This window comes from Ruegeria sp. AB11 (assembly GCF_056536325.1).
Window position 1 is genome coordinate 199,617 of record NZ_JBQFJO010000002.1, and the last position, 20,098, is coordinate 219,714.

The window sequence follows — 20,098 nt, forward strand, 5'->3', positions numbered from 1 at the left end:
TGTTGATCTTGCAAAGATACATTTATTCCATTCCCAAATTTCTCTTATGGATGTTCACACTCTATATCGTGGTGCTTGCGTACCAGGATTTTCTGCTGGGTGGGAACTCCTGGAAACAGGGTGACTGGCTTATCAATAGCGTCGATACGACCGTGCGTCGGGGGATAATAGGCTCATTACTGCTACGAGTCTCTCAGACCTTTTCCATTGACGTTGTGCTATTGGTAGTGTTGCTGCAAATCTCCCTACTGTTGGCCGCGATGGGTCTGCTCACCCGATCAATCAGAAGATCCGATACACCCGCGACCATTTGGCTTCTGATTTTGTCGCCGGGCTTTTTCATCAGTTTCTGGTCACTCGACGATCAGGGCGGCTTGCGAAAGGAGCTGATCACCTTTCTGGCATTTACCCTTTTGCTGTTTGCCACCAGCCGCCTGACACCCAGCAGGATTTTGATCTACGTTTCGGCATTCGTATTCGGCTTTGCTGTTCTAAGCCACGAAGGCAACCTTTTCTTCGCCCCCTTCTTTGCCTTCGGCTATTACCTGCTGTTTGCGAAATCCGCGATTTCCCGCCGAGAGCTCGCTGCACTTCTGATAATCCTTGCAGGCTCCTGCGTCGCCACCGTCGTCATTGCATTCAGCTTCGACACGGTGACCGATTACATGACAGTTTGCCGTCCGGTATTGGCAGCAGGCGTTGACGCCGAAATGTGTACCGGAGCAATCAAAGCACTTGAAATTCCGCTCAGGGAATACCTGACAACAACGTTCTGGATGTTTTTCTCACCCCTCGTACTGTCCTTTGGGCTTTTGTACGCGATAACCGCGATCCCGATCATCCTCATTGGCAGGCATTTCATTGATGGCCGCATGTTCATCAAGGCCTACGTGGCCTCGGCATTCCTGTTTCTGCCCCTTTACATCGTCGCTGTGGATTGGGGCCGATGGGTCAGTTTTCACACCACGGCTGTCATCTTTACATTGCTGATTGCCGTAAGCCTCGGCTTCGCGAAAAACACACCGGGCCGGGAGCTGCCGCCTGTATTGTTCAACATATTGCTCATTTTCTTCCTGATTGTGGGCTTCTCACATTTCGTCAACGTGATTTGGGGCGGCATGGCGTGGAAAGCAATAAATGGCATTCTCTAACCAACCGCCAGATAATCTTCCCTAGCCTGCCCTCAACAACCCGCTTCTCGCGCCAGATGGGCAACCGAAGATGATCCCTCAAGCGGGATCACCTTCGGTTCTGGCTAACGCAGTAATGACGTCAGGACGGTATGTAGGGCTGCACAGCCTCGAACACATGGTCAGAGATTTCTTCATAGTTGTCCATGAAGACGCTGTGAATATTCTTTGTCGAGACATCCGGTTTTGGCGCTTTTTGCTCGAACATGGTCGAGTATACGATCATCGCGACCAACAGATGCAGCGTGTCATTGCCGTGCGGTGCGGCATCTTTAAACCATTCGCCAGCTTTGATGTCGGAAGCCGGCGTGTTTTCCATGACCGAGACCATTGTGCGGGCGACCGGGATCAGCCTGATGCGCGATGCGACACTGGGTTCAGTTTTTTTGGCGTGCTCCAGAAGATTGTCGAACCAACCCGTGTAATCATATTGTGATGTCGTTCTTTCACGCCAACGGGCAAAGTCGCGGTCTGATCCGGCACCGGTACTATCGTCCAATATTTTGCCGCCATCAGCCCAGCCTTCGTAAATCCAATAGATCGGCTCATCCGTCACATTTTCTTCATGGGCCGCGATAATATCCGTTACCTCATCGCCCCAGGTTAAAGCTTTGCCTTCGACCGGGGGCCTGGGGATAGGCCCGGCGACAGCCGGGTTCGGGTTAGCACCTTGTGAGCCATAAACAGGAGGGCCCGAGAAGTTATCCGTCACGATAATCACATCTGTCACGTTTGCGCGTTCAACTGACGGCCATGACTGGGTGACCCCTGGCGACGGAACACCAAATCGAATCCAGTTCTGGTTCCAATTCGGCGGAGCCACTGGCGGCGTGATATCATAGCTGCCTTGAGCTGCAAAAAACTGTTCGCCATTCGCTTCCACCAGCAACTTCATCATCGGGGGAACCAGATCGTAAAGACTGTTCATATACGCACCAGTCGACCTCCGCTGTAACGCCTCGGCTTGGGCAAGGCTCGGAACCGAGGATACGGTGACCAGCGAAACAACGACTGCACTCAAGAATCGCACTGCATAAACTCCCGATAGGTTCATCTCATTGAAATACAGTACATCGCGCAAATGCGAAGTACATCCTGCAAAACAAATTCTTCCGCGAACCCTCTACTATTCTACTCGATTCAGCATATTGTTCTTGGCAATGAAACAGGGGCAATCCCCGATCGATCCCGAAAAACCCGTATTTCAAATCAGTACGGGCAATAGGGGCGCAATGAACGAGCCTGTGTGAAATAGTGCCTCGCCAGACATACATCCGCCGTATTATATCCATAGCCAAGTAAATATATATACTTGCGTTATCTGACTAATAGCTTGAGGGGCTTCGGCCATTTGTTCATATGACGAGTGAAACACCTTTACCAGTTCTGGTGGTGGATCTGGACGGAACGCTGCTGCGCTCCGACATTTTGTTTGAGACTTTTTGGAGTGCATTGGGAAGAAACTGGCAGACGCCAATTCAGGCTGTCGGCGCGTTGATGCAAAGCAAGGCAAAGCTGAAACGGGATCTTGCCCAATCCGGCCCATTGGATGTGGCGACGCTGCCCTACGACCCCGAGGTCATATCTTATGTTAAGAACTGGCGTAATCGAGGTGGCCGGACGGCACTGGTAACGGCCAGTGACGAAAGGATTGCCAATGGCATCTTCGACCATCTGGGTATTTTCGATGAGGTCTACGGATCGGACGGCGTTCGCAACCTGAAAGGCCCTGCAAAGGCATCGTTTCTGAAGGACCATTTTGAGGGCGGTTTTGCTTATATGGGCGACGCCCATGCCGATATTCCTGTATGGTCACAAGCCGAACGCGCAATCACTGTAAATACATCTGCCTCGTTGCGCAGCACGGTGGACAGCCTGGACGCTCAGGTCGATCATCTTCAGACCCGGCCCAACACCATCAAACCGTATATCAAGGCAATGCGCCCGCATCAGTGGCTCAAGAACATATTGGTCTTTCTGCCGATGCTGGCGGCCCATCAGTACGATTGGGGCACGTTTTTGGCCGCTCTGATGGCATTCATCTCCTTTTCGATGGTTGCCTCCAGCGCCTACGTCACAAATGACCTTCTGGATCTGGCCGCCGACCGGGCTCATCCACGCAAATGCAAACGGCCCTTTGCGTCAGGCGCAATACCGATCGCTCATGGCACCTGGATGGCGATGGGCATGCTTGCGCTTGGCGTCATCATCGCCGCCAGTGTCAATCTCGCCTTGTTAGGGGCGATGATCTTTTACTACGTTGCGACCACCGCTTATTCCCTGAACATCAAACGCCGGATCGTGATCGACATCATAGTGCTGGCCGGATTGTACACGACGCGCATCATCGCTGGTGGCTATGCGACAGAAATTCCCCTATCGGTCTGGCTTTTGGCGTTTTCGGTGTTTTTCTTCCTGTCTCTGGCATCGGTCAAACGTCAAGCCGAACTGATAGACACCGCCAAGCGTGGTGCGATGGAAGCTGCTGGTCGCGGATATCAGGTCGATGATCTGCCGCTCATCAGTCAGGTGGCAATCTCGTCAGGTTATGTATCGGTGCTGGTGATGGCGCTTTATATCAACTCGCCAACCGTTGTGGAGCTTTACCGATCCCCCACGGCGCTTTGGGTTGTATGCCTGATCCTGCTCTATTGGCTTACCCGCATCATCATGATTACCCATCGTGGACACATGCACGACGACCCGGTCGTGTTTGCGGCCAAAGACCGAACCAGTCAGCTGTGTTTTCTGGGCATTCTGTTCTGCGCCATCTGGGGTGCGCTGCTATGACATTGGGGGGATTGGTCCTGCGCTACGGCGTGTTCGCAGTCATCGCAACGATTGCAAACCTGATGACCCAACGGCTGGTTTTGCACTGGGGCGAAGGTTTGGGCCTCTTTGTCATTGCCATGGGCGCAGGTACATTTGTGGGACTGGTCATAAAGTACCTTTTGGACAAACGCTGGATCTTCTATGACCTGTCCTCGGGCGCTGCGGCGCATGGCAAGAAGTTCACGCTCTACACCATCATGGGGCTGGTCACGACGGTAATCTTCTGGGGTTCCGAAACAGCATGCTGGCTATTCTGGAAAACCGACCTTGCACGGGAGATCGGTGCCGTGATCGGCCTGACCATCGGCTATGTGGTAAAATACAATCTGGACCGGCGCTACGTGTTCACCGACGCGATGCTGTCGCTGAGGCGTACGACATGATGCTCAGCGGATGGGGGCGCTTTCCGGTCATCTACGCTCCGGTCGTTGATAGGCCGCGTTCCGAGGCAGAATTGACCGCTGCCCAGGCCAAAGGCGGCGTCATCGCGCGCGGAAACGGGCGTGCCTATGGGGACAGCGCCGTCAGCCGTCGTGGTACAATCGATATGCGTCACTTCAACCGCATGATCTCGTTTGATGCGGAAACCGGCATCCTGGTTGCAGAGTCTGGTGTATTGCTGGCGGATGTCATCACCTCTTTCCTGCCGCGTGGCTGGTTCCCTCTGGTCACGCCGGGCACCAAATTCGTGACCTTGGGAGGCATGATCGCGGCCGATGTACATGGCAAGAACCATCATCGTGACGGTTCGATGTCGGCGGCCCTCGAATGGGTGGATGTCATGGATCAATCCGGTCAGGTGCACCGGGCATCCCGCACACAAAACCCGGAACTATTTGACTGGGTACCTGGCAGCATGGGACTGACCGGAATAATCCTGCGGGCAGCCATTCGCCTGCAACCGGTTGAGACCGGCTGGATCAGGCAAACCACGATCCCGGCCAAAAACCTCGCCGAGGCAATGGAGATCTTCGAAACCTCCGACGACAGCCCGTATTCGGTCGCCTGGATCGATTGCCTCAAGGGTGGTGCGAACCGGGGCCGATCTCTGGTCATGTTGGGCGAACACGCCTCAGGCGACATGCTGGGCGCGCAGGAAAACGATGACCGATACGCGCTACGCCCCAAGCGAAAAAAGAGTCTAGCCTTCGACTTTCCGGGTTTTGCCATGTCAGGTCCCCTTGTTAAGGCGTTCAACGCGCTGTACTACCGCGCCGGGCTGCGCAAGGCTGGTGACAATCTGGTGGATTGGGACAGCTACTTTTATCCTCTGGATGCGATTTTGAACTGGAACCGGGTTTATGGGCGCCGGGGTTTTCTACAATTTCAGTGCGCATTGCCGCTCGATGCATCCAAAGCAGGTCTCGAAGCTCTGCTCGAGGCGATTTCCGAGGCCGGTGCCGGGTCGTTTCTGGCTGTGCTGAAACGGTTTGGTGAGCAGTCCAGCAAGTTTTCATTTCCGATGCTCGGCTACACACTGGCGCTGGACTTCCCTGCCACTTCCAAAAACCTAAGGCTGCTTGAGCAGTTGGACAGGATCACCATTGCCCATGGGGGCCGTTTTTATCTGGCCAAGGATGCCCGAATGACCGCACAGACGCTGATCGAGAGCGATCCGCGCGTGGCGCGGTTTGTAGCCCAACGTCAGAACAGCGGTGCCTCTGAAACTTTTCAATCCTCCCAATCCGAAAGGCTAGCGCTATGAGCAAAGATTCCGTTCTCATCCTTGGTGCGCGCTCGGACATCGGCCTCGCGGTGGCGCATAAATTCGCAAGCCTCGGCTATCCGATCCAGCTTGCGGCGCGTAATGTCGAAACCTTGGAACCCAACCGCGCCGACATCACGACACGATACAAAGTCGACGTTACACTTCATGAGTTCGATGCGTTGCAGCCTAACAGTTTTGCAGGCTTCGTTGACAGTTTGCCGAAATTGCCATTGATCGCGGTTTGTGCCGTCGGGTTCATGGGTGAGCAATCGCAGAACGAACAGGACTTAGCAGCCTCCAGCCTGGTCATGCGTTCGAATTACGAAGGCCCTGCGGGCATTCTGGCTGAACTCGCCAATCGGTTTGAGACGCATGGTTCCGGTACCCTGGTAGGCATCAGTTCAGTCGCCGGGCTGCGTGGGCGCGCAACAAACTATGTTTATGGTTCGGCGAAAGCCGGATTTACCGCCTTCCTGTCAGGTCTGAGGAACCGGTTGGCAAAGAAGGGTGTGCATGTGGTGACGGTTCTGCCTGGTTTTGTCGCCACACAGATGACCGAAAACATGGACCTGCCTGAATGGTTGACGGCACAACCGATGGAGGTCGCCGAGAAGATCGCCACAGCTGTCGAGCGCGGGAAGAACGTGATTTATGTCCGTTCAATCTGGTGGCTGATCATGACGATCATCTGCAACATTCCAGAGAACGTATTCAAGAAGCTGAAACTATGAAATTGCCATCTACTGCCTTCAGGACTAAGGGAGTTTCGGGCATTTGACCTTCAGGACATAACCGGGACTGAGCAGCGTTATGAAAACCCCCACCGGTTCATAATCGCAGGACTTTTCGTCAAGCACTTGCCGCAACCCGTGGGTCGCCCGCCCCGTGTCTCCGGGCCAGACCGCATGGATTGAGCTTATGTAGAACGTACTACCATCGCGGGGCGCAGCATCCAGAACAAATCGTGCCAACGGGCGAAAATCGCCGCGCAAACGCAACATGATGTACATCTTCGCCCAGCCCGCAGGATCATTGTGCAGAATATCCTCGATCAGTTCGGAAAACAGATCGGCGTCCATCTCGTTCCATTCCGGATCAAAATAGGATGGATCAATCGCAACACTGTGGGTCGACAGAGATGGCGCATAACTGTGATGGGAAATGGGTGCGCCTCGTTCGATCATCAATGGGATCAGGCGAAATGCTCCGAAATAATGCAATACCTGCGACGGCGGAAGATCAGCCAAAGTTGCGATCACCTGATCACTGGATCCTTCGACAAGTTGCGGCGGCCATTTCGATACCACGCGCAGCCCGGTCGCTGCAAATATGCAGCTCAATACAGCCAAACCTGCAATGGCAATTGAACGTCGATAGCTTAACGAGCGGAGCAGGCAATCGACAACCGCCCCGGCCAATACGGGAAACACTCCCAACATCCAAACCAGATGGCGCGAACTGGCGGCCGGGTATTTGCCGATTGCGGCAAGCCCTAGAAAGGCAGCCAGAATGGCGCTGATGAACAATATCAGCCCTGACAGTTGCGATCGCTCTGCCCCTTTTGTGAACGCAACCGCGGCAAGAGCGACGAGGCACACCACAAACAAGATGGCCGCGCCTCTGATCCGAAACAGCTCCATTGTGGCGTCGCCGAACCGCTGCAACGCCTCCATGCCCAGACCCCCATAGGCATCGGGAAACGCAGTAATCTGAATTTTCGTCGCATGACCAATCTGAAGGTAATAAGCCAAAGACAGCACAATCAGAAGGCCCGCCAGCGCGATCTCTTTGACTTCAAGCTGACGCCCGAGAAGCCGCAATACCAGAAATACGCCCACCACGACGCACGCCCCGACAATGGTGGAAACACCCAAAAAAAGGCCTGCCAGAAGAACTGCAATGTCGCGGAAATTCAGCCCCGCGCTCCGGTCTTTCGCATAGATCCAGGCCGCAAAGATGGCGAACCCGGCGGCATCGAAAGCATAGAATTTCAACATCGAGCCATTGATCAAAAAAGACGGGAGCGACAGCAACACGAGCAACCCCGCCGCCATCGGCAGAGCCCGCTTGCCAAAAGCGCCAAACATTGCCGCCGAGATCACGCACAGCGTCAGCAGGATGATGATCAGACGCATCACGTGAATTGACAGACCAGAGATAGCTTGCAGCAGCAGGTTGAATACGGGCGGCCCCGCCTGCTGCGCTTCGGGCAAAGGGCCGAAGGCCTGGGCCAGATTGGTCAGCGGGAAGTTCAGCAACTGCGAAACTTCATCAATCCAGATGCTGCGATCAGTCCAGAAATAGATTTGGACAGTCCCAAAAACCAAAACCAATACTAAAATCAATAAACCAAACGGGCCGTTGGGATGGCCAATATCCCTTTGCATGGCAGTCTCTCTGAATTCGCCTACATGGAAATGAGTAAACGAAACTATGACAGAGGGGCAAGACGGGCGCATCCACATACGGATGTGTGGCAAATATTTGGAACGGTCAGAGTTAGCGACTTACCGGACACACTTATCCTGCGATCTCTGCAAATTGCCGAAAACCAGATGTCATAGTACTGGGGAATTGCTGCTTTTTGATCATTTTGGCGACCTCAATACCGTCCAGTGTGGCCGAGGCGGATCTGAAAGATTTGAACCCGCACATGTGCCGGATGCGACGCTTGATAAACCGATGATCCTGCTCGATCAGGTTGTTTAAATACTTGGACCTGACTGTTTGAGTTTTGGCGGTGCAACCAAACCGATTAAGGATTTTGTTAACCTCTCGGATGATCTGTTGCAAACTTTTGGCTGTTGACGCTCGTAGGCGCTGCGAGTGAATGGCTATCGGTGTATTCAAGTCGAGAGTCGGTCCATGAACTCTTTCAAAGGCGCGCAATATCCGAAGGACGTGATCCTGTTCGCGGTGTTCTTTTATGTTCGATACGGTGTTTCATATCGCGACTTGGAAGAAGTCATGGGAGAGCGAGGTTTTTCCGTGGATCACACCACGCTGAACCGTTGGGTGACGCGATACTCAGACGCCATTGCCGAAGTCGCGCGTAGGCGCAAAGGACCATGCGACCGCTCCTGGAGAATGGACGAAATATACATCAAAGTGAAAGGCGCGTGGGTCTATCTCTACCGTGCCGTCGACAAACACGGAAAAACACTTGATTTCATGCTGTCCGAGCGGCGCAACAAACCAGTTGCTACGAAATTCTTTGCCCAGATGCTGGAGGTCAACGGCCTTCCGCGAGAGATAGTCATCGACAAAAGCGGCGCAAACACCGCTGGCATCACGGCCATTAACAAGATGTTAAAGGGGTATGGCTGCCCGATCCCGATCGAGATGATCAGGCGCAAATACCTCAATAACATCATGGAACAAGCTCACAGGTTCATCAAAAGACGAACCCGTCCGATGCTTGGCTTCAAGTGCTGTATCTCGGCTGCAGCAACTCTGGCCGGGATCGAATTCGCGCACATGATCCTCAAGGGGCAACTGTCATTGTGCCCTTAATTACTGGACGCAGACACATTGCCGGACATTTGGCCCGATTTTGTGCCCTTAATTCTCGGATATCCACAGGCTAGCGGCGGCTTTTCTCGAGGGTTCGATCCGCACATCGGAGCAACTCCGCACGGTCCGCATTTACTCCGAGTTGTTCGATTGCTTTTTTTGCCGCCGCCAGAAAATCGGGTTTCGTTGGGTTGTCGGGTTTTTGTGCCGGGAACCAGGCCTTCTGAATTTTGCGATCATTTTTCAGCGGGCTCGGCAAGCTGCCAGAAAGGTGAACCAGTTGATCCAGAAATCTACGCTGGCCAGGGAATGCCATGCGCAGCCTATCTCGTGCGGTAGGATCACGATGCATCGCAATAGACACAGCCACCAATGGTCGCGTCATCAATAGGTGAACGGCAACGAGCATAGTATACCGGTCATGGCGGGATTTGGAGCAGAGCCCCGCGTGACGAAGCTCTGGCGCAAGAACCCGTACTACCTGTAGCGCTAAGTCCACTTGCCGACCAACACGCTGACTTCCGCGCCAATACAGTTGCTCCAACCACGCAGCGCCCTTTGAAGCTCGGGCTTCCAACCGTGACGTAACTTGAAACTCTTCACCTGGCGCCGTGCCGAGAGGTAATAGTCCTGTACCGCAGGAATTACAGGCCATAGACCATGCGTAGCGCCAATGACGCAGAGAAATGCCGGGCACTTTTTGCGTGCAAGTCGGACAGTGTTGAAAGTCTGAACAGGATACAGTTTCGACTGGAAGTTCTGCGCGGCGGACAAGCAACATGCCCCGCACGTCACTCGACGACAGACGGGCAAGGGCACCGAACCGTTTGATATCTGTGCCTTGCAGATCGTGACTAGTCTCCGGCGGCTGTTCGTCCGAGAACCCGAGATAGCCAAGCAATTCAGGAACAGAGCAATAGTTGGCAGCAGCAAGTCGGCTGACCCAACTTGATAACAATTCGTCTTGTAGCGGTGGTGGACGCTTCGGCAACGGAGAAGGAAGCACTAAAACGCTGGAACCGGCTGTCTTCGGATGTTCCAGCTGTGCTTGGCCCAGATTGGTTGCCAGGCTTGAACAGCCTCATCCGTGATACGCTCCTCGCCTGTCTCGATAGCGTCTATCGCAAGCGCCTTGACCATCGTGAATACCCGCGAAGTAACACCGCCAGTCACACCCAGAATGGTCCGAAGCGAATGCACACTGAGGCTGGATCCGCGCTCCAATTGCATCGCTGCGATCAGCGTCTGGATGAGACGAGAGAACTCGATATCGTCCTCCCAGAGAGGCAAGAAATGCTCGTCCAGTCGCCGGGCCAGTTGTTCGTCGCCGCGAATGGCGTCGACCGCTTCATTCACACCAAAGACGACGAGAGATGCACAGAGATCATTGGCGAGGAACCGCAGCATGTTCAGGAAACGCCGTTGCTCACGATAGCTGCCCGCCAGCAAGTTGTGGACTTCGTCGATCATGATCATCTTCAGGTCCATGTCGCGCAAATGGCTGAGGGCACGCACCTCCAGTTCGGATACGGTATGCCGGCCCCACATGGGCGCGCCGATCGATGCCAGAATGTGCTGATAAAAGCGCCTCTCATCGGGTGCTGGTGGCGCCTGCAGTAATAGGATCGGTGTTCGGGTGACACCAATATCTGCTTCGTATTGGGTTGGGTACAGGCTTTCCATACGCTTAGCGATCATGGTCTTTCCTATCCCTGAACTGCCGTAAACCATGAGGCCCGGCATCCGGGACTGTTTTGGCATCTCCATGAGAGACGTAAGCCTGTTGAGAACAATATTTGCACGGTCGAATGCGATCCACCGGTCACTGCGGACTAAATCAAGTCTTTCGTCGGAATCCATGAATGTCATCTATTGGGTAGGTGGGAAGATCGGGATTATTGGTATCGATCGCGAACATCTCGCGGGATGGATCGCGTCTGGTTTTGTCGTTAGGAGGTCGCGCTTGACGTTCACCCTCCAGCCGCACCGCCAGGGTTTGCTGCTTTGCCGCGTGCGCGATGCGCCTTTGTTCTTCAATAATTTGAAACAGCATCGCCTCCGGGATCGTCCCGCCTTGGCGTTGGTGAAATATCGCGCGCGCACGCCGCGACTCCCAAAGCGAAATCCGTGGCCGCGACAGGTTCTTGTAGCGCGCTACTATGGTCCGTCCTTCGTCATTTACAGCCCAAATCTGGGACATATCGCGAGGGTCGTACTTGACAGTAACCTTCCCGACTCCACGACCGATCATTGGACCAAATGCGTCGCTCCAATAGCCGACAGAAAACAGCTTGATCCCGGTTCGAGCGAGACGCCGACGTTCGGAAGGAAGGAAGCTGATGCGAAACGCCTCGGTATCGACAACCTTTCTGCCTACGCCATCACCACCGAGGTCTGCCCAAGCCGCCAGCGGTGCTCGCCCCAATCCGCCGTGGCGGGTGTTGTGATAGCGACATATCTCTAAGTGCAGCCAATCCTCGAACTCCTCCAATGTCATTGCCGCATTGTCAGAGCTGTCGTAGTCCCCCCTATTCTTGGGGGATGATTGCGTTGTCCCCGGGAGTACATGAACTGCGCCCATGGTTGTCCCTATCAAACGTTCGATATGGCCGCCATAATGCGCGCGACCTGGTGGCCTGTACTCGATTGAGATTCCCCAATCCGCACAGGCCGACTGGAAAGCGTCGCTGCGGAAATCCCGCCCGTTGTCAACATGAACGGCTTGCGGAATCCCAGCGGCAGGCCAATACAACTTCTCCAGTATCTCTGGCGCGCGGATCGACTTCGTTCGCACGCAATGGTGCAGACACAAACCGATGGACAAGACGGACGGCGTATCAAAACTCACATGTACGCCCAGAACAACGCGGGTCGCGACATCTATTGCGAGAGTCAACCAAGGTCGCCCCAAAGGCTTACGTTCGAATTGATCGACAAGAATAATGTCAGCCAGAGTGTGATCGATTTGGACAACGTCTAAAGGGCGCTCCACATCCAAGGCCCCTACCCTCGGCTCGAAAACTTGCTTCGCCGCCTTTGCGCCTTTCCGTTTCCGCATCACCTCGCGTTGATCCATAGCGTCGACACGCGACTTGATCGTACGCCGAGTGGGAAGGCGATAGCCTCTCGCCGCGCACTCTGCCCGGATCTCGCTGACGATCCTTGGAAAGCTTGGGGGTTCTGGAACGAGATAATGTTGACGTAGAACGCGCTCGATAGTGCTTTCTACATCTGGCTCCAAGCGACGTGAGCCATGCTTCGGACCGCGTCGTTTAGGGAGTAAGGAGCTCGCGCGCCCATCATTAATCTTAAGACGGCGGTAAAAAACCCAAGCGGTGCTTCTCGAAACGCCCATAATCTTGGCTGCTTCCAAAAGTAGCGGTCCTATATCTTGCCCTGACTCCTCAAGTTCCAGTATTGGACGCAACGCATTGGCCCGTTCAACTGCGAGCGTACTTTCTTCTGGGTTCTCTACTTCATTAGACAAGATCATCCCCACGCGACTTATCCACAGGACGCTCCGTCCGGGAATTAAGGGCACAGTCCGGTAATTAGTGATACAGTCCAGAAATTAAAGGCACAATCAAGCACTGATTTTGCTCAACTTTCTAAAGCCAGCGTCCAGTAATTAAGGGTACAGTGACACGCGCTCTTCGAGAATATTTCTGGGGTCTACCTCTATGCGACGCTGGTGAGTGCTATTCCATTATGTGTTTCAGCGGTCAAACTGTCGCCGCGCTTTGAGCCAGTCGTTCGCGTCTTTCCTTATTCGATCGGACCAATTGCAATCGCGCTGCTGACATTTGCCGCCGGTGCCGTCTGCATAACGGCTTTGGCGAGCGCCTACATGCGTTTGAGCAGCTAGCCATACAACAAAAGGCTTGTAGAACAAATGTGACCATCAAGCAGGTGGCACAACCAGCGGCTACGATTGTCCAATTTGTATTGAACTTTGAGGTTATATCTTTTCCTCAATAGAGGCGTGCTATGAGAACGAAGTGGGTATGCGACTTGTGTTACTAAATTTCGCCAAGGTTCTTTAGTATGGGACAGTCGGGACGATGATCACCGGCACATTCCTCAATCAAATGAGTAAGTGTTGTATGCATGGCCCTCAAGTCGGCGATTTTGGCGTCAATTTCTTTAAGGTTCTGTTTGGCTATTTCTTTAACGTCTGCGCTTGCACGTTCTTTGTCCTCGTACAACGCCAGTAGTGAACGGCAATCCTCAATAGTGAAGCCCAAGGAACGGGCCCGCCCGATGAAGGCCAGTTTATGCAGTTCCTTTTCGTCGAAATGGCGATACCCATTCAGGCCGCGCCTGGGTTTGATGAAACCGATATCCTCGTAATAGCGGATGGTTTTGGCAGGCAGACCCGAACGTTCTGCTACATCTCCGATATTCACAGTGGCTCTCCTATACTATTCAGCAGGCGCTGATTGCAGCGCCCGCTCTTCATTCTGCGAAATCTGCTCTCGACCAACTTTGATCGCCTTCACCCAGCGCAACCGCAACGCGTTGGTCAGAACAAAGACACTGGACAGAGCCATGGCACCTGCAGCCAGAACCGGCGACAGCAACGGGCCGCCAAACGGATAGAGCGCCCCCGCTGCAACCGGTATGAGCAACGTGTTGTAGCTGAATGCCCAGAACAAGTTTTGGCGGATGTTACGCATAGTTCGCTGACTAATATCGAAGGCGTTGACCACGCCTGTCAGGTCACCTGACATCAGAACGACGTCAGCCGCTTCGATGGCTATGTCAGTTCCTGTCCCGATCGCGATTCCTACGTCAGCCGCCGCAAGCGCGGGTGCATCGTTGATGCCATCACCCACAAAGGCCAGTTTTCCGCCATTTGAACGCAAATCCTGCAACGCGGATACTTTACCCTTGGGCAGAACCTCGGCCACGACATGATCGATGCCAAGCTGCGCCGCAATGGATTTGGCAGTAGCGGCATTGTCGCCTGTGATCATCGCTACTTTCAGGCCCAGCCCGTGCAAAGCTTCAATTGCGTCTGGCGTGGTGGTTTTGATTGGGTCTGCCACAGCGATTACGGCCGCGATAACCCCGTCTACGGCAGCATAAAGCGGAGTCTTTCCGTTGATTGCCAGTTCAGCGCCCCGATCAGACAGCGCGCCCATTTCAACCCCTTCGCGATTCATCAGGCGGTCGGCCCCGATCAGGATTGTATGGCCTTCGACTGAGGCGCTTACCCCGTAGCCGGTGATCGACGTGAAGTCTTCTGGCTTGGGAAGTTCCAGACTACGGGTTTCAGCCGCGCGCACGATGGCCGTGGCGATTGGATGTTCGGATGTAACCTCGACGGCCGCAACAAGGCGCAGAACCTCATCCTCGGTCATTCCTTCTGCCACAATCAGGTCGGTCAGCTCCGGACGCCCTTCGGTCAACGTCCCCGTCTTGTCTACCGCAACAACGGTAGTTTCCTGCAGCATCTGCAAGGCGTCGCCCTTTCGGAACAGGACGCCCATCTCAGCCGCGCGTCCGGTGCCAACCATGATCGAGGTTGGAGTAGCCAACCCCATGGCGCAGGGGCATGCTATGATCAGCACCGCAACCCCGGCCACCAACGCCAGGCTGAGCGCGGGATCGGGCCCGAACAACAGCCAAACCAGAACCGTCATCACGGCCACAATGATCACTACCGGCACAAACCAAAGCGTGATGCGATCGACCAGGCCTTGAATAGGCAGTTTGGCCCCCTGGGCTTGTTCGACCATCTGGATTATCTGGGCCAACATAGTGTCGGCACCGATCTTTTCGGCCTGGTAGGTCAACGCACCAGTGCCATTTACGGTTCCTCCAACCACAGTAGCGCCTTCGATCTTTTCGACCGGAACCGGCTCACCAGTAATCATGCTTTCATCGACATATGACGCGCCAGTCACTACGGCACCATCCACCGCGATCTTTTCGCCCGGTCGGACGTGCACAATATCCCCTACAACGATCTGCTCAATCGGAAGCTCAACAACCGTTTCTTCACGCTCAACTCGCGCTGTATTTGCCTGCAGACCGACCAGTTTGCGGATCGCTTCACCAGTTCGCCCCTTGGCGCGTGCCTCGAGGAACCGCCCCAGCAATATGAGAACCACGATCACCGCTGCGGCCTCGTAGTAGACGTTTGCGGTTCCGGCGGGAAGAACACCCGGCGCAAAGGTGGAAACAAGCGAGAACCCATAAGCCGCCGAAGTGCCCAGAGCCACCAGAGAATTCATGTCCGGCGCGCCTTTGAACAAGGAAGGGAATCCCTTAGTATAGAACTGCAAACCTGGCCCAAAAAGAACGATCGTGGTTAGAAGGAATTGCAGGTAATAGCTGTTCTGGATGCCGATCGTGCTCGCTATCAGGTGGTGCATGCCCGGAATAACATGCGAGCCCATTTCAAGGATAAAGACCGGCAAAGCGAGCAAGGCGGCAAAGCTTGTTCGCCGGGCCAATTGGCGAATCTCTTTGGCTTTGCGGTCTTGTGGTTCGGTCTGCGTCGCGGATCGCAGGCTCGCCGGATAGCCAGCAGATGCCGCAAGCGCCGCGATGGCTTCGGGTGTTGTGACTCCCTCAGCATAACGTACAGTTGCACTTTCGGTGGCCAGATTGACCGACGCGGACAAGACGCCATCATCTGCTTGCAATGCCCATTCAACGCGCCCTACACAAGAAGCGCAGGACATGTTCTGAATATCCAGCGTGACTTCTTCCGTCCGTGCCGGATATCCGGCGCTGTTTAGCGCATCAGCAATGGCCGCTTTATCGGCTGGATCGCGGAAATCGACCTGAACGCTTTCGCTGGCGAGATTAACCGAAGCGGCATCTACCCCGGGCACAGATTTCAGCGCGCGCTCGACCCGCCCCACGCAGGAAGCACAGCTCATACCCTGAACCTGGAACCGCGCATGTGAATTTTTAGTCATATTGTCACCACGTATGTTCTGCTGACGGGCAACATAAGGGTTCCAGCAAGTGGAAGGTCAAGGGATGGGGCTGACTTTCTTTCTCATCATTCTTGGCGATCCAATAATCACGACTTGACCTTCCTGTGCTGGAATACTTTAGCCGGGACAACGGAAAACAGGAGCAAACACCCATGACGACCCTAAATATCCCGGATATGAGCTGCGGGCACTGCAAGTCAGCTATCGAAAAAGCCGTTGCCACGGTGGATTCCTCCGCACAGTTGGACTTTGACATGGAAAACCGCAGGGTACGTGTCTTAAGCACCAATTCACTTGATCATATCCTTGCAGCGCTGAAGTCCGAGGGATACGAAGCCACGATCGCATGATAAACTTAGGAGCGCACATGCTGTCGCCCCCTTGGTTCTATCTTGCGTCTCTGACTGCCACGATTAATCGGGTCATTTCATCTTCGGTGATCAGACCCGGGGCAAGCGCATCTCCAATCACAAACGAAGGAGTGCCACTGAAGCCAAGCTGTCGGGCCAATTCCATGGAAATCTGAATATGCGCGTCGACTTCCGGCGCTTCCATATCTGCGCGCAATTGATCCTCGTCCAGGCCAAGTTCCCGAACAACTTTCAGTACACTGGCCTCAGTGGCACGACCGTTCAGAGCCATAAGCGCCCAATGAAATTCTTCGTATTTTCCCTGGTTTCGTGAGGCCAGCGCAGCGCGTGCCGCGAAGTCGGAACCTTCTCCAAGTATGGGCCATTCTCGATAAACAATTCGCACATCGGAATCGCCCGCGATTACGTTCTTCACGACCGGGGCAGCGCGTTTGCAATATGGGCAGTTATAGTCGAAAAACTCGACCACGGTTACATCGCCTTCCGGGTTTCCGATTACAGGCGCATTCGGATCCTGTTCCAGCAATTCACGCTGATTTTCCAAGACGCTTCCAATTGCTTCGGCTTTTGCCTGATCCTCGCGCTGTTGAAGCAATTGAATCGCCTGCATGATGATCTCAGGGTTTTCCAAAATGGCTTCGAGAGCCAGCCGTTTTACATCGGAGTCAGACAGCTCGTCGGCGCGTGCCATAGGAATGCCAATCGACATGGCGATAGCGACTAAGCCTGCAAGTATTCGTTTCACATCAGTTTCCTTCCGTTTGTTCTGCTTCGGTGCGTTGCTCTTGCAGCTTGCGTTCCCGATCCGGCCAACTCTCCTTGATGAAGGCGAGGATGTCCCAGATATCCTGATCCGACAGAGTGTCCCCGAAGCCTGGCATGCCGCTTTTGACGTCAGCGACACCCATCTGTTTCAAAGTTTGGTCCCCGCCAAACTTTGTATAGTCGAACAACAGCTTGTCGCCGTGATGCCAGGTATGCCCGGTTCGGTCATGCGGGGGCGCCCGCAAGACGCCATCCGGATCAGGTGTTTGCCAATCCTGCTGACCCTCCAAATTTGCCCCGTGGCATGACGCGCAGTTTTCGGCGTACAAAACTGCACCACGTGCCGAATCCGCCGATGCACTGTTCTGCGCACGCCCGCTCAGGCCCCAGCCAGCGACCGCGACAATGATCACCACAGCAGCCAGTGACGCCCATTTCGCCGCGCTCTTGTTCATCACGCCACGCTCAGCCAGGTCTTCATACCAGCGGCCTGATGCGACAGCATGTGGCAATGAAACAGCCAGTCCCCCGGGTTATCCGCAACGAACGCAATCTCCCGCGTTTCTATCCGGTCAACCAGGATTGTGTCCCGCAGCGGCCCTAGGTTGCCGTTTGGCAGAACTTCCTGAAAGTGCGTCCCGTGCAAGTGCATAGCGTGCGGAAAGACGGTGTCGTTCTGCATCTGAATCCGGACTATGTCGCCACGCGAAACGGAAGCAAGCGGGTCTTCAGGTAACCCGGCGACACCGTTGAATGTCCAGATCTGCCCTTCCTGAACCAATTCATTGGTGCTCATGACCTGGCCGTTAAAAGTGCCTTGACGCAGTCCGCCCATCGCCCCGCCTTCCATCACCAATGGGATTGTCAAAGCGTCAGAAACATCTTCGAGAAAGGAAACAGGGTTGGGTGGCAGGGCTTCTATTGCACCGCGGTTTGCGGATGCACCGCTCTCCGAAACTGGGATTTCAGCAATGACAAACGATTCATCGCGTTCGTGAAGAGTTATTTGAACGGCTTCGTTCGATTCCGCTGTGACATCGACAATTAAGTCTGCTCGCTGTGCAGGCCCAAAAACAAGGGTTTCAAAATCCTCTGGCTGCCTTACAGGCATGCCATCGTAAGCGACCAGTTTCCCGCGTGCGCCACCGACAGAGACATACATGATCCGATCAGTTGCCACGTTGACCATTCGAAGTCGCAAACGCTGGTTTGTCAGAACTTCTGTCATGGGCGATATGTGTGCGTGAACGTAGTTTCCCATTCGCCCTGCATGCGTCCAGTCATGCATCGCGCCGAAATCATCGACGATTTGGGCGTCCTGACCCAACCTCCAGTCATCCAGCAGGATCGTAATGTCATGATCCGTGTCCGGCGGGTCCATTTCGTCGACGATGAACGCGCCGTAAAGGCCCCTGGCCACTTGTTCCGTTGACTGGTTATGAGAGTGGTACCAGAAGGTTCCTGCATCCTTCAGAGGCAAGTCATACTGAAACTCGCCGCTTGTTGGTACAGCCTCCTGTGTAAGACCCGGCACCCCATCCATGTTGTTTGGAACCCGCAGTCCATGCCAATGGATTGCGGTAGGCTGAGGCAGTGAATTCAGGAGTGTCCGGCGAACCGTTTCGCCCTGCCGGGCACGAATTTCGGGGCCCGGAACACCGCCATCATACCCCCAAATCTCGGTTTCCGGATAGCTGTCGGGCGCAACACGCGCCAATCCTGAACGCGCCTCGATTATTCGGGGGGCCGTAGCCGCCCTCCCGATAGTCGGCACTGCGATTAGTGCCGACGTGCCTGCAACGAATTGCCTGCGATTGAGCTTCATGAGGACTTCCCTCCAAAGAAAATTTGATCTCTCACTCGATTACCCTCCGTCGTGCACATCCAGCAGATAGGTCGCCATTGCCTTCCGGTCTTCGTCTGTCAGAAAGCTGGTGCTATAGTTTACGACCTCTCCCATGGCGCCGCCGAAGACATCGCCATCAGGCATGACGCCGGTGCGCAACGCGTAGGCCAAATCATCTACCGCCCAACCACGCTTTTGCAGGGTCTCAAAGTCGATGGCCGGTGCCTTGTCACCGCCCGGCAGGGAGTCACTTCCCTTGAAGTGTTCCGTGTCCGAATTTCTTGCGCCAACCAGGTTCCTCCCGGTGTGGCAGGCCGCACAATGCGTGGCACCTTCGACCAGTAGCCGGCCTCGATTCCACACTTCGTCATTGCCCGGCACGGGATCAGTGCGGGGGGGTTCCAGAAAAGCCGCGCGCCACAGCTTCAGGCCCCATCTCTGATTGAAGGGGAACACCATTTCCTGCTCTTTTGACGATTCCGCTACCGGTGGAACCGTTTGCCAGGCTGCCCAGAGATCTGCGATGTCCTGATCTGTGAAGTTGGCATAGAACGGATAAGGAAAGGCTGGGTAATAGGGTTCCCCGTCAGGCGACACGCCCTGACGCACCGCGCGGGCAAATTCCTCGACCGTCCAATCACCGATCCCGTGGTCAGGATCGGTGGTCAGATTCGGCGAATAGAGCGTGCCGAACGGTGTATCTAACTCTACCCCGCCGGCCAGCGGCGCACCCCCTTTTGCAAAATCGGTGTGGCACGCGATACAGCCACTTGCCCTTGCCAGATACGCCCCGCGGTTAACGTCACCCTGAATGTCGAGCGATTGTAGGGGCTGACCAATCGGCCAAGCCATCACGGCAACAAGTCCCGCTGACGCCGTTACGGCGGCAGCAAGGCCCAATCGGAATATCGGTCTCATGA

General features: G+C 54.7%; 19 protein-coding genes and 1 pseudogene. 7 read left to right on the forward strand and 13 right to left on the reverse strand.

All coding sequences use genetic code 11. From position 1 onward, the window contains the following. The first annotated feature begins 50 nt into the window (after positions 1–50). Entirely contained in the window at positions 51–1,151 is a 1,101-nt protein-coding gene (locus ACR3EJ_RS20395; RefSeq protein WP_170703399.1) for a hypothetical protein, read from the forward strand. Between the two features lie 121 nt (positions 1,152–1,272). Here the strand turns inward: ACR3EJ_RS20395 and ACR3EJ_RS20400 are convergent, their stop codons facing one another. After that, the gene (locus tag ACR3EJ_RS20400) at positions 1,273–2,220 is read right to left on the reverse strand and encodes a hypothetical protein (protein ID WP_170546127.1); all 948 of its coding nucleotides are present in this window, start codon (positions 2,218–2,220) and stop codon (positions 1,273–1,275) included. Between the two features lie 329 nt (positions 2,221–2,549). Here ACR3EJ_RS20400 and ACR3EJ_RS20405 point away from each other — a divergent pair, with 329 nt between their 5' ends. From ACR3EJ_RS20405 to ACR3EJ_RS20420, 4 genes are read left to right on the forward strand one after another with little or no spacing between them, the layout of a single operon-like run. Continuing rightward, complete coding sequence (locus tag ACR3EJ_RS20405) at positions 2,550–3,980, forward strand: UbiA family prenyltransferase (protein WP_170546130.1); 1,431 nt, start codon at positions 2,550–2,552, stop codon at positions 3,978–3,980. Then, a complete protein-coding gene (locus tag ACR3EJ_RS20410) occupies positions 3,977–4,405 on the forward strand; it encodes a GtrA family protein (RefSeq protein ID WP_170546133.1) in 429 nt (142 codons plus the stop codon). The genes ACR3EJ_RS20405 and ACR3EJ_RS20410 overlap by 4 nt, the downstream gene beginning before the upstream one ends. Then, positions 4,402–5,727: an FAD-binding oxidoreductase gene (locus ACR3EJ_RS20415; RefSeq protein WP_170546136.1), complete on the forward strand. Its 1,326-nt coding sequence runs from the start codon at positions 4,402–4,404 to the stop codon at positions 5,725–5,727. Before ACR3EJ_RS20410 ends, ACR3EJ_RS20415 begins: the two co-directional genes overlap by 4 nt. Next, on the forward strand, positions 5,724–6,461 hold the full coding sequence (locus ACR3EJ_RS20420; RefSeq protein ID WP_170546139.1) for an SDR family oxidoreductase: 738 nt from the start codon (positions 5,724–5,726) through the stop codon (positions 6,459–6,461). Before ACR3EJ_RS20415 ends, ACR3EJ_RS20420 begins: the two co-directional genes overlap by 4 nt. A 24-nt stretch (positions 6,462–6,485) precedes the next feature. On the opposite strand, the gene ACR3EJ_RS20425 is transcribed toward ACR3EJ_RS20420, so the two are convergent. Next, positions 6,486–8,117, reverse strand: coding sequence for a hypothetical protein (locus tag ACR3EJ_RS20425; protein WP_170546142.1), 1,632 nt, complete (start codon positions 8,115–8,117; stop codon positions 6,486–6,488). A 133-nt stretch (positions 8,118–8,250) separates the two neighbouring features. Continuing rightward, positions 8,251–8,619 (reverse strand): DDE-type integrase/transposase/recombinase, encoded by a 369-nt coding sequence (locus ACR3EJ_RS20430; RefSeq protein ID WP_375543912.1) that lies wholly within the window; start codon positions 8,617–8,619, stop codon positions 8,251–8,253. Between ACR3EJ_RS20430 and ACR3EJ_RS20435 the strand changes: the two genes are divergently transcribed. Then, the gene (locus ACR3EJ_RS20435; RefSeq protein ID WP_170546145.1) at positions 8,596–9,243 is read left to right on the forward strand and encodes an IS6 family transposase; all 648 of its coding nucleotides are present in this window, start codon (positions 8,596–8,598) and stop codon (positions 9,241–9,243) included. The two genes, ACR3EJ_RS20430 and ACR3EJ_RS20435, sit on opposite strands and share 24 nt — an antisense overlap. Positions 9,244–9,313: 70 nt before the next feature. Here ACR3EJ_RS20435 and ACR3EJ_RS20440 read toward each other — a convergent pair whose 3' ends face one another. The 6 genes and pseudogenes from ACR3EJ_RS20440 to ACR3EJ_RS20465 all read right to left on the reverse strand — a co-directional run bounded on the left by ACR3EJ_RS20440 (position 9,314) and on the right by ACR3EJ_RS20465 (position 16,175). Next, complete coding sequence (locus ACR3EJ_RS20440; RefSeq protein ID WP_480423448.1) at positions 9,314–10,249, reverse strand: TniQ family protein; 936 nt, start codon at positions 10,247–10,249, stop codon at positions 9,314–9,316. Then, the gene (locus tag ACR3EJ_RS20445; RefSeq protein ID WP_170546151.1) at positions 10,249–11,112 is read right to left on the reverse strand and encodes a TniB family NTP-binding protein; all 864 of its coding nucleotides are present in this window, start codon (positions 11,110–11,112) and stop codon (positions 10,249–10,251) included. The genes ACR3EJ_RS20440 and ACR3EJ_RS20445 overlap by 1 nt, the downstream gene beginning before the upstream one ends. Continuing rightward, a complete protein-coding gene (locus ACR3EJ_RS20450; RefSeq protein ID WP_480423636.1) occupies positions 11,081–12,235 on the reverse strand; it encodes a transposase in 1,155 nt (384 codons plus the stop codon). The genes ACR3EJ_RS20445 and ACR3EJ_RS20450 overlap by 32 nt, the downstream gene beginning before the upstream one ends. A 36-nt stretch (positions 12,236–12,271) precedes the next feature. Beyond that, positions 12,272–12,736, reverse strand: a pseudogene (locus ACR3EJ_RS20455) (DNA-binding domain-containing protein); the annotation flags it as partial. A 526-nt stretch (positions 12,737–13,262) separates the two neighbouring features. After that, the gene (cueR, locus tag ACR3EJ_RS20460) at positions 13,263–13,649 is read right to left on the reverse strand and encodes a Cu(I)-responsive transcriptional regulator (RefSeq protein ID WP_010437349.1); all 387 of its coding nucleotides are present in this window, start codon (positions 13,647–13,649) and stop codon (positions 13,263–13,265) included. A gap of 15 nt (positions 13,650–13,664) precedes the next feature. After that, positions 13,665–16,175, reverse strand: a complete 2,511-nt coding sequence (locus ACR3EJ_RS20465; protein ID WP_170546157.1) for a heavy metal translocating P-type ATPase — start codon at positions 16,173–16,175, stop codon at positions 13,665–13,667. 173 nt (positions 16,176–16,348) lie between these two features. Here ACR3EJ_RS20465 and ACR3EJ_RS20470 point away from each other — a divergent pair, with 173 nt between their 5' ends. After that, positions 16,349–16,546: a heavy-metal-associated domain-containing protein gene (locus ACR3EJ_RS20470; RefSeq protein WP_170417905.1), complete on the forward strand. Its 198-nt coding sequence runs from the start codon at positions 16,349–16,351 to the stop codon at positions 16,544–16,546. 37 nt (positions 16,547–16,583) lie between these two features. Here ACR3EJ_RS20470 and ACR3EJ_RS20475 read toward each other — a convergent pair whose 3' ends face one another. From ACR3EJ_RS20475 to ACR3EJ_RS20490, 4 genes are read right to left on the reverse strand one after another with little or no spacing between them, the layout of a single operon-like run. Beyond that, positions 16,584–17,312: a DsbA family protein gene (locus ACR3EJ_RS20475; protein ID WP_414478956.1), complete on the reverse strand. Its 729-nt coding sequence runs from the start codon at positions 17,310–17,312 to the stop codon at positions 16,584–16,586. A 1-nt stretch (position 17,313) separates the two neighbouring features. Continuing rightward, the gene (locus tag ACR3EJ_RS20480) at positions 17,314–17,787 is read right to left on the reverse strand and encodes a c-type cytochrome (RefSeq protein WP_170546160.1); all 474 of its coding nucleotides are present in this window, start codon (positions 17,785–17,787) and stop codon (positions 17,314–17,316) included. Beyond that, positions 17,787–19,157, reverse strand: coding sequence for a multicopper oxidase family protein (locus ACR3EJ_RS20485; RefSeq protein ID WP_170546163.1), 1,371 nt, complete (start codon positions 19,155–19,157; stop codon positions 17,787–17,789). The genes ACR3EJ_RS20480 and ACR3EJ_RS20485 overlap by 1 nt, the downstream gene beginning before the upstream one ends. A gap of 39 nt (positions 19,158–19,196) precedes the next feature. Beyond that, on the reverse strand, positions 19,197–20,096 hold the full coding sequence (locus ACR3EJ_RS20490) for a c-type cytochrome (protein ID WP_170703397.1): 900 nt from the start codon (positions 20,094–20,096) through the stop codon (positions 19,197–19,199). Between the last annotated feature and the right edge of the window lie 2 nt (positions 20,097–20,098).

Coding starts and splice junctions, on each gene's coding strand:
- ACR3EJ_RS20395 (WP_170703399.1), top strand. CDS start 51: ATGTTCACACTCTATATCGTGGTGCTTGCGTACCAGGATTTTCTGCTG.
- ACR3EJ_RS20405 (WP_170546130.1), top strand. CDS start 2,550: ATGACGAGTGAAACACCTTTACCAGTTCTGGTGGTGGATCTGGACGGA.
- ACR3EJ_RS20410 (WP_170546133.1), top strand. CDS start 3,977: ATGACATTGGGGGGATTGGTCCTGCGCTACGGCGTGTTCGCAGTCATC.
- ACR3EJ_RS20415 (WP_170546136.1), top strand. CDS start 4,402: ATGATGCTCAGCGGATGGGGGCGCTTTCCGGTCATCTACGCTCCGGTC.
- ACR3EJ_RS20420 (WP_170546139.1), top strand. CDS start 5,724: ATGAGCAAAGATTCCGTTCTCATCCTTGGTGCGCGCTCGGACATCGGC.
- ACR3EJ_RS20425 (WP_170546142.1), bottom strand. CDS start 8,117: ATGCAAAGGGATATTGGCCATCCCAACGGCCCGTTTGGTTTATTGATT.
- ACR3EJ_RS20435 (WP_170546145.1), top strand. CDS start 8,596: ATGAACTCTTTCAAAGGCGCGCAATATCCGAAGGACGTGATCCTGTTC.
- ACR3EJ_RS20445 (WP_170546151.1), bottom strand. CDS start 11,112: ATGACATTCATGGATTCCGACGAAAGACTTGATTTAGTCCGCAGTGAC.
- ACR3EJ_RS20465 (WP_170546157.1), bottom strand. CDS start 16,175: ATGACTAAAAATTCACATGCGCGGTTCCAGGTTCAGGGTATGAGCTGT.
- ACR3EJ_RS20470 (WP_170417905.1), top strand. CDS start 16,349: ATGACGACCCTAAATATCCCGGATATGAGCTGCGGGCACTGCAAGTCA.
- ACR3EJ_RS20480 (WP_170546160.1), bottom strand. CDS start 17,787: ATGAACAAGAGCGCGGCGAAATGGGCGTCACTGGCTGCTGTGGTGATC.
- ACR3EJ_RS20485 (WP_170546163.1), bottom strand. CDS start 19,157: ATGAAGCTCAATCGCAGGCAATTCGTTGCAGGCACGTCGGCACTAATC.
- ACR3EJ_RS20490 (WP_170703397.1), bottom strand. CDS start 20,096: ATGAGACCGATATTCCGATTGGGCCTTGCTGCCGCCGTAACGGCGTCA.